This window comes from Nocardiopsis oceani (genome assembly GCF_054777395.1).
Map to the genome: position 1 here is coordinate 1 of NZ_BAAHAR010000097.1, position 6,716 is coordinate 6,716.

At 69.0% G+C, this 6,716-nt stretch carries 8 protein-coding genes and 1 pseudogene; 5 read left to right on the top strand and 4 right to left on the bottom strand.

The window, feature by feature from the left end:
* Window positions 1-132: pseudogene (locus ACYVDG_RS32295) on the top strand (IS5/IS1182 family transposase); the annotation flags it as partial.
* A 127-nt stretch (window positions 133-259) separates the two neighbouring features.
* On the opposite strand, the gene ACYVDG_RS32300 reads toward ACYVDG_RS32295, so the two are convergent.
* From ACYVDG_RS32300 to ACYVDG_RS32310, 3 genes are all read right to left on the bottom strand, one after another.
* A complete protein-coding gene (locus tag ACYVDG_RS32300; RefSeq protein ID WP_460763896.1) occupies window positions 260-382 on the bottom strand; it encodes a hypothetical protein in 123 nt (40 codons plus the stop codon).
* Between the two features lie 95 nt (window positions 383-477).
* Window positions 478-870 (bottom strand): GNAT family N-acetyltransferase, encoded by a 393-nt coding sequence (locus ACYVDG_RS32305; protein ID WP_460763899.1) that lies wholly within the window; start codon window positions 868-870, stop codon window positions 478-480.
* A gap of 98 nt (window positions 871-968) precedes the next feature.
* Complete coding sequence (locus ACYVDG_RS32310; protein WP_460763902.1) at window positions 969-2,021, bottom strand: pirin family protein; 1,053 nt, start codon at window positions 2,019-2,021, stop codon at window positions 969-971.
* Between the two features lie 361 nt (window positions 2,022-2,382).
* Here ACYVDG_RS32310 and ACYVDG_RS32315 point away from each other — a divergent pair, with 361 nt between their 5' ends.
* The 4 genes from ACYVDG_RS32315 (at window position 2,383) to ACYVDG_RS32330 (ending at window position 5,917) form a co-directional block, all read left to right on the top strand.
* Complete coding sequence (locus tag ACYVDG_RS32315; RefSeq protein WP_460763920.1) at window positions 2,383-2,634, top strand: metal-sensitive transcriptional regulator; 252 nt, start codon at window positions 2,383-2,385, stop codon at window positions 2,632-2,634.
* Between the two features lie 220 nt (window positions 2,635-2,854).
* Window positions 2,855-3,427, top strand: coding sequence for a rhodanese-like domain-containing protein (locus ACYVDG_RS32320; RefSeq protein WP_460763905.1), 573 nt, complete (start codon window positions 2,855-2,857; stop codon window positions 3,425-3,427).
* A gap of 98 nt (window positions 3,428-3,525) precedes the next feature.
* Window positions 3,526-4,959, top strand: a complete 1,434-nt coding sequence (locus tag ACYVDG_RS32325; protein WP_460763909.1) for an MBL fold metallo-hydrolase — start codon at window positions 3,526-3,528, stop codon at window positions 4,957-4,959.
* Window positions 4,960-5,035: 76 nt separating this feature from the next.
* The gene (locus ACYVDG_RS32330; protein WP_460763912.1) at window positions 5,036-5,917 is read left to right on the top strand and encodes a sulfite exporter TauE/SafE family protein; all 882 of its coding nucleotides are present in this window, start codon (window positions 5,036-5,038) and stop codon (window positions 5,915-5,917) included.
* Between the two features lie 85 nt (window positions 5,918-6,002).
* Here ACYVDG_RS32330 and ACYVDG_RS32335 read toward each other — a convergent pair whose 3' ends face one another.
* Window positions 6,003-6,536, bottom strand: a complete 534-nt coding sequence (locus ACYVDG_RS32335) for a hypothetical protein (protein ID WP_460763915.1) — start codon at window positions 6,534-6,536, stop codon at window positions 6,003-6,005.
* Between the last annotated feature and the right edge of the window lie 180 nt (window positions 6,537-6,716).

Here is a 6,716-nt window from a genome sequence, read left to right on the forward strand (position 1 = left end):
AGCGAGCGCGCGAACGCACTTCTGAAGAACTACAAGGCCCTGCGCAGAGTCAGCCTCGATCCCTGGCGGATCGGTGCGGTCGTCCAGGCAGCTCTGGTCTTGCTGCACCTGGAACACGACAGGACAGCCTGAACAGAGAATCACGCTACGTAACGACCGCTTACTCGGAAAGGCTCAGTGTTTCTCGCCCCTTGATGGCGGAACCAGGGAAGAAAATTTCCGACGCCAAGCTTGCCCAGAGCCGCAGGGCACGGCAAAGTCAGGCCTTTAGGGGTCTGAACTGGCGGTTCTCGTCACGGAGCTTGGGACGGTTGGCCTCGGTGATGTTGTCGAACCCGGCCGCCCAGCGCAGCCCGATCGCGGTGTTACGCGAGGTGGCCAAGGCTGGGGAGCGTGACCCGTGCGGTCCTGGCGGGGACCACCTTTCCTGCTGCTTAGCCCCGGGGCGTCCCCTATCGACCAAAGGGCGCCCCGTGCTCACGCCTCTTTCTTGGTGGTCTGCTTGACCAGCTCCAGGTCGGCCGGGCGCGGGCGGCGGAACTTGCCGCCGTCGGCCGTGTACTTGTCGCCGTTCTTGTCCAGGTGCTTGGCGAACAGCGGGCACACGGGCACCACGGTGAGGTTCTTGCGGACGCTGTCGGCCAGCGCCTCGCGCAGCAGGAGCCCGGCCAGGCCCCGCCCACCGAACTCCGAATCAACCTCGGTGTGGAAGAAGACGCGCTCGCCGTCGGCCTCCGGGGGATCGACGAAGTCCGCGCGGCCGGCGAGCGTGCCGTCGTCCAGACTCACGGTGTAGGCGCTGATGGTGCGCGTCTCGTCAAGTTCGACGTGGACGACGGCACCGGTCTTGTCGGTCTGCGGCTCGGTCATGGCAACGACCTCTCTGTGCGGTGGTGTTCGGTTCGGCCGGCGGCGGCCGCAGGGGTGCCCGGCCCGGGGGAGTGCCCGTCCGGACGCTCCCGCGGCTGTCAGTCCTGGAAGCGCGCGTGGGGCGGCGGGTTCTTCCGCGGCCGCATCCGCACCTGTGGCAGCTCCGGGGCGGGGATCCTCCCCATCCCGTCCCGGTTCCTACCCGGGCCGCCGTGTCCCACATAGCCCTCGACGCGCCCGAACCGCTCGCCGTGGTTCTGCCACTCCTCCCGGTACTGCCGGATCTCCTCCGTCGAGCGGCCCAGGAAGTTCCACCACATGACGACCTCCTCACCGAAGGGGGCACCGCCCAGGAACACGAGCCGGGCCGGTCCGTCGCCGCCGTTGGCGATACGCAGGGAACGGGTCCCGACCCCGGTGTAACCCACGGCGTCCTCGGGCACGTGCACGCCCTCGAGGGTGACGGCCTCGCCCGTGTCCACCAGGAGGCCGTGCTCGAACCCGGGATCGACCGCGAGTTCGAGGGCCGCACCGGGGGCGAGCCTGATCTCGGCGCCCACCAGCGGCGTGTACATGCTGACCGGCGACTCCGACCCCAGCAGCGAACCGAGGAACACCAGCGCGGCACCCCCGTCGAACTCGACCGGTTCGGGGACGAAGTGCTCGAAGTCGCGGCCCGGCCTGTGGCGCGCCTCCTCCGGGAGGGCGATCCAGAGCTGTACGCCATGGAGCCGGTCGGTGTCCGGTGTGGAGGTCTCCGAGTGGCAGATGCCGGCCCCCGCCGTCATCAGGTTCATCTCCCCGGGACGGACGTCGGCGCTGTGTCCCCCGGAGTCGATGTGTGCGACGGTGCCCTCGAACAGCCAGCTGAGCGTCTGCAGCCCCGTGTGCGGGTGCGGTGCCACGTCCATGCCGCCGGTGGCAGCCACTTCGTCCGGCCCGTAGTGGTCGACGAAGCACCACGCGCCGATCAGCGAACGCTGCCGCTGCGGCAGTGTGCGGCGCACGTTCATCGCGCGCGGCCCGCCCAGCGGTACGGAGCGGGCGGTGATGATCTCGACGGTGGCCCCGCCCTCGCACTCGGCCCACGGCCCCGGCAGGCCGCCGTCGGCGCACACGTGGGTGGCCGGGTTCGCCTCAGTATTGGTCATCGGGGTGTCCCTTCCACCGCGGGCGCGGCAGGGACGGTTGCGATGCTGATGTCTCTCCTCCAGGCCCGGCAGGTTCTGGAGCGTCGAAGCTCCGCCCGTACAGAACCCCAAGGTACGCGCTCCGGCCGCCAGCGGGTGAAGGCCCTGCCTAGGTGAGAGCGGCCGCGGCTCCGAATCCGCCTCGGGGGCAACTGCGACTGTGGCCTCACCGGCCCCAGAAAGGCCCGGGGCGCCCGGACTCTCGGGTCCGAGCGAGCGACCCGTGCCGCCGGGCGGTGTGACCGACACGATAGCCCGAGCGGATACACCCGGGGGTATGGTGGGGGCTGCGGGCCGAAAGGAGACCAGTATGAAGCCTGAAATGGTGGGCGACGCCATCACGCGACTCAAGCGCGCCCAAGGTCAACTCTCCGGTGTCATCTCGATGATGGAGGAGGGCGAGGACTGCACCACGGTCCTCCAGCAGTTGGCCGCGGTCTCCCGCGCCCTGGACCGGGCCGGGTTCAAGATCGTCGCGAGCGGCATGCGGCACTGCAACGCGGCGCGCGAGCAGGGTGAGGAGCCCGAACTCACCGAGGAGGAGCTGGAGAAGCTGTTCCTGACCTTGGCCTGAGGATTCGGGGCGCCGACCGCGAGGTGGGCGCCCACGCTTCGACTTCGCACCGGGTGCCCCTTGTTCTCGACTAGGCGAACCCGCGTCTACTGGATACTCCCCCCAGTATGTGACTCAGTCGCTTCGGGCGTCATGGCCTTGCCGAATCCAAGGCACGCGTCTGTCCGATGCATACTCCCCGGGGTACCCCACCAAGATCCGCCACCACCGAAGGAGCCACATGAGAAACCACGGCATCGACGTACCCGTCGTGCGCGACCTGCTCGAAACCGATCCGTACACCCTGCTCGTCGACGTACGCACCCCCGCCGAGTACGAGAGCTCCCACATCGCAGGGGCGATCAACCTGCCCTTGGGTCGAGTGGACGCCCACCTGGAGCGCATCGTCGCCGAGGCTGGAGGCCGACTCGTCCTGGTCTGCCAGTCCGGAAGCCGAGCCGGGCAGTGCCAGGACAAGCTGGCCTCGGCGGGTCTGAGCGACACCGTCGTACTGAGCGGGGGCATGAACGCCTGGGAAGCCCAGGGCGCCCCCGTCGTACACGGCCGGAAGCGCTGGGCCTTGGAGCGCCAGGTCCGGCTGGTGGCCGGCGGGATCGTCCTGGTCTCTGTGCTCGCCTCCCTGGTGTGGCCGCCGACGGTCGCGGTCGCCGGGCTCGTCGGCGCCGGGCTGGCCTTCGCCGCCGTCACCGACACCTGCGCCATGGGTATGGCCCTGTCCCGCCTGCCCTACAACCAGCCCCGCAACGACGTCGACATCGAGGACTCCCTGGCCCGGATCGGCGCCCGCGGGTGAGTGGTGTGCACAGGGCCCAACTCTGTCTTCTGGATACTCCCCGGAGTATCTGACCTGCGGTGGCACTCCGCACCGGACACATCGATCAAGGAGAAAACATGCTGCTGGAACGCCTCTACGACAACGACCTCGCCCAAGCGGGCTACTTCATCGGCTGCCAGGCCAGGGGAGAGGCCGTCGTGGTCGACGCCCGCCGGGACATCGACGACTACCTCGACCTGGCACACGAACACGGCATGCGGATCGTGGCCGTCACCGAGACCCACATCCACGCCGACTACCTCTCCGGCACCCGCGAACTCGCCGCCGCGACCGGCGCCACCGTGTACGTCTCCGGCGAGGGCGGCCAGGACTGGCAGTACGGCTTCGACGCCGAACGGCTCCTGGACGGCGACACCGTCACGATCGGCAACATCACCCTCCGGGCGCGCCACACCCCCGGACACACCCCCGAACACCTGTCGTTCCTGGTCACCGACGGGGCATTCAGCCAGGACCCGGGCTACATGCTCTCCGGCGACTTCGTCTTCGCCGGAGACCTGGGCCGCCCCGACCTGCTCGACGAGGCCGCCGGAGGGACCGACACCCGCTTCGAGGGCGCTCGCCAGCTGTTCACCAGCCTGCGGGACACCTTCCTGGCCCTGCCCGACCACGTCCAGGTCCTTCCCGGACACGGCGCTGGAAGCGCCTGCGGCAAGGGCCTCGGCGCGCTCCCAGCCACCACGGTCGGATACGAGCGGCTCAACGCCTGGTGGGCCCGGTATCTCCACGACGACGACATGGACGGCTTCGTCGGGGAACTCCTCGACGGGCAACCCGACGCCCACGCCTACTTCGCGCGGATGAAGCGCCAGAACAAGGAGGGGCCGCGGGTCCTGGGGCCGCTGACTCCGCTCCCCGAACTCTCGAATGAGGAGATCGGGCAGTCCCTGACCGAAGACGAGGTCGTCCTCGCCGACACCCGTCCACACACCGACGTGCACCGGGGCACCGTGGCGGGGGCGCTGAACATCCCAGGTCCGGCCAAGGCCGCGGCCTTCGGAGCGTGGGCCTACGACCCAGAGACCGAAACCCGCCCCCTGGTGCTCCTCGCACCCGGCGCACACACGGCCCGACGGGTGCGCGACCACCTGGTGCGCGTGGGCATCGACCGCGTGGCCGGCTACACCACCACCATGGAGGGCCTGCCGACGACCGTGCCACCGCGCATCACACCGGCGGAACTGGCCGACTCCGACGCCGCGCTCGTCCTGGACGTGCGCAACAAGTCCGAGCACGCGACGGGGCACATCCCCGGCTCCCGGCAGCTCAGCGCCGGACGGGTCCTGTGGAACCTCGACACCCTGCCGACCGACAGAGCCATCGTGACCTACTGCCAGACCGGCGCCCGCAACTCCGTTGCCGCCAGTGCCCTGCGCCGCGCCGGATACGACGTCGTCGAACTCGACGGCGGCTACGCCGCCTGGGCCGCGTGGCAGCAGGGCCGGGACGGTTCGGCAGCGGTTCCCCCAGTAGAGGCCGCCACCGGCTGAGCACGCCGCACCGAAGTCGAGCCCCGCCACCCGGAGGCCACGCCTGCGCGGCCGGACCACGGAAGAAGAGTCGTCAATGGAGTTTCACCTCGTCCTCGTTCTTGGTCTCGCCGTGGTGGTGGGGCTCGCGCTCGGGCTGCTCGGAGGCGGTGGTTCCATCCTGATGGTCCCGCTGCTGACCTACGTCGCGGGCATGGAGCCCAAGGAAGCCATCGCCGCCTCCCTGTTCGTCGTGGGCGTCACCTCGCTGATCAGCACACTCGCGCATACACGCTCGGGGAACGTCCGATGGCGCACCGGTCTGGTCTTCGGAACCGCGGGCATGGCGGGGGCCTTCATGGGAGGCCTGGCAGGCGGACACCTCCCCGGCACCCTGCTCATGATCGCCTTCGCCCTCATGATGGTCGCCACCGCCGCGGCCATGCTCCGAGCACGCGGCACGTCCCCCGAAGGGAAGGAACCGGGAAGGAGACACGGCACCCCGTCCCTCCGGCGGATCGTGGTCGACGGCCTGGTGGTCGGGACGGTCACCGGACTCGTCGGAGCGGGCGGCGGGTTCCTCGTCGTACCCGCCCTGGCCCTGCTCGGCGGCCTGGCTATGCCCGCGGCGGTGGGGACCTCCCTGCTCGTGATCGCGATGAAGTCCTTCGCCGGACTCACCGGATACCTGACGACCGTGAGCCCGGACTGGGCACTGGTGGCCGCGGTCACCGCCGCCGCGGTCGCCGGGTCGCTGGTCGGCGCGCTCGCGAGCTCCCGGGTGCCGGAGGCCGCCCTACGCAAGGGCTTCGGGGTCCTCGTGCTCATCATGGGGGTCTTCGTACTCATCCAGGAGCTCCCCGCGCAGGTCAGCCTTGGTCTGGCGGTCATCATGGCCGGACTTGCAGGATTGGTCCTGCTGTGCCGCCTGATCGGCCCCTACTGCCCGCTGCCGCCGCCCCTGCGCCCGCAGACCTGACAGAGCCCAGCAAGACCGGGGACTCGGGCCAGTCCGGCGCGTGGTCGTGCACGATGGACCCATGCCGTTCGCTGCAGTCCTCGTCTCAACCGCGCTCGTGGCGCGATACCGAGCTGTCGACCGTGAGAGTGTTGGTTCCGCGCTTGTCGACACACCACGTCACCTGGATACATTGGCGGCCGACATCGGAGAACACGGGATCCTGACACCGCTTCGTCTCGGGTTCAACGAGGAGTTCGGCGCGCTCGACGGTAATCATCGAATCGCCGTGGCTCTTCGGCTCGGTCTGGAGTCCGTTCCCGTCGCCCTGCTCAGAGAACCGCTTTCCCCTCGACCCCACCACGCGCAGCCCATGCTTCCCGACGACTTGGTCGTCCTTGAGGAATCCTTGAGGGCTGTCCGCACTTCGTGAAGCAGCCCTTTTAGCCCAAAGAAGGAAGGGCTTCCGAAGATCAGCTCCGGTGAGACGGAGTTCCTCGCCGGGCCAGGTTTCCAGGCATTGTCCGGAAAAGACAACGGCCACCAGTAAAACGGCCTTCGGGTTAGGGAATAAATCGAAGCAAGAGGGGGTTATTGGAGCAGGAAAGTAGTCAGTCCGGGGTAGGTCGCCCCGGATCATGGCGGGTTCCCTCCTTTCCCGCCGCCCGATTGTGGCCGTCTCCGCTACGCGCGTCGTGACTGTTCAGGTCTTTGGGTGAGTTGATCGGTTCGCCTGCGAGAGGGACCCCTGGGCTGCAACGATGAACCCGTGACCTCCTCCGACCAGACCGCGCCCTCCTACGAGGAGCTCGCCGCGCTG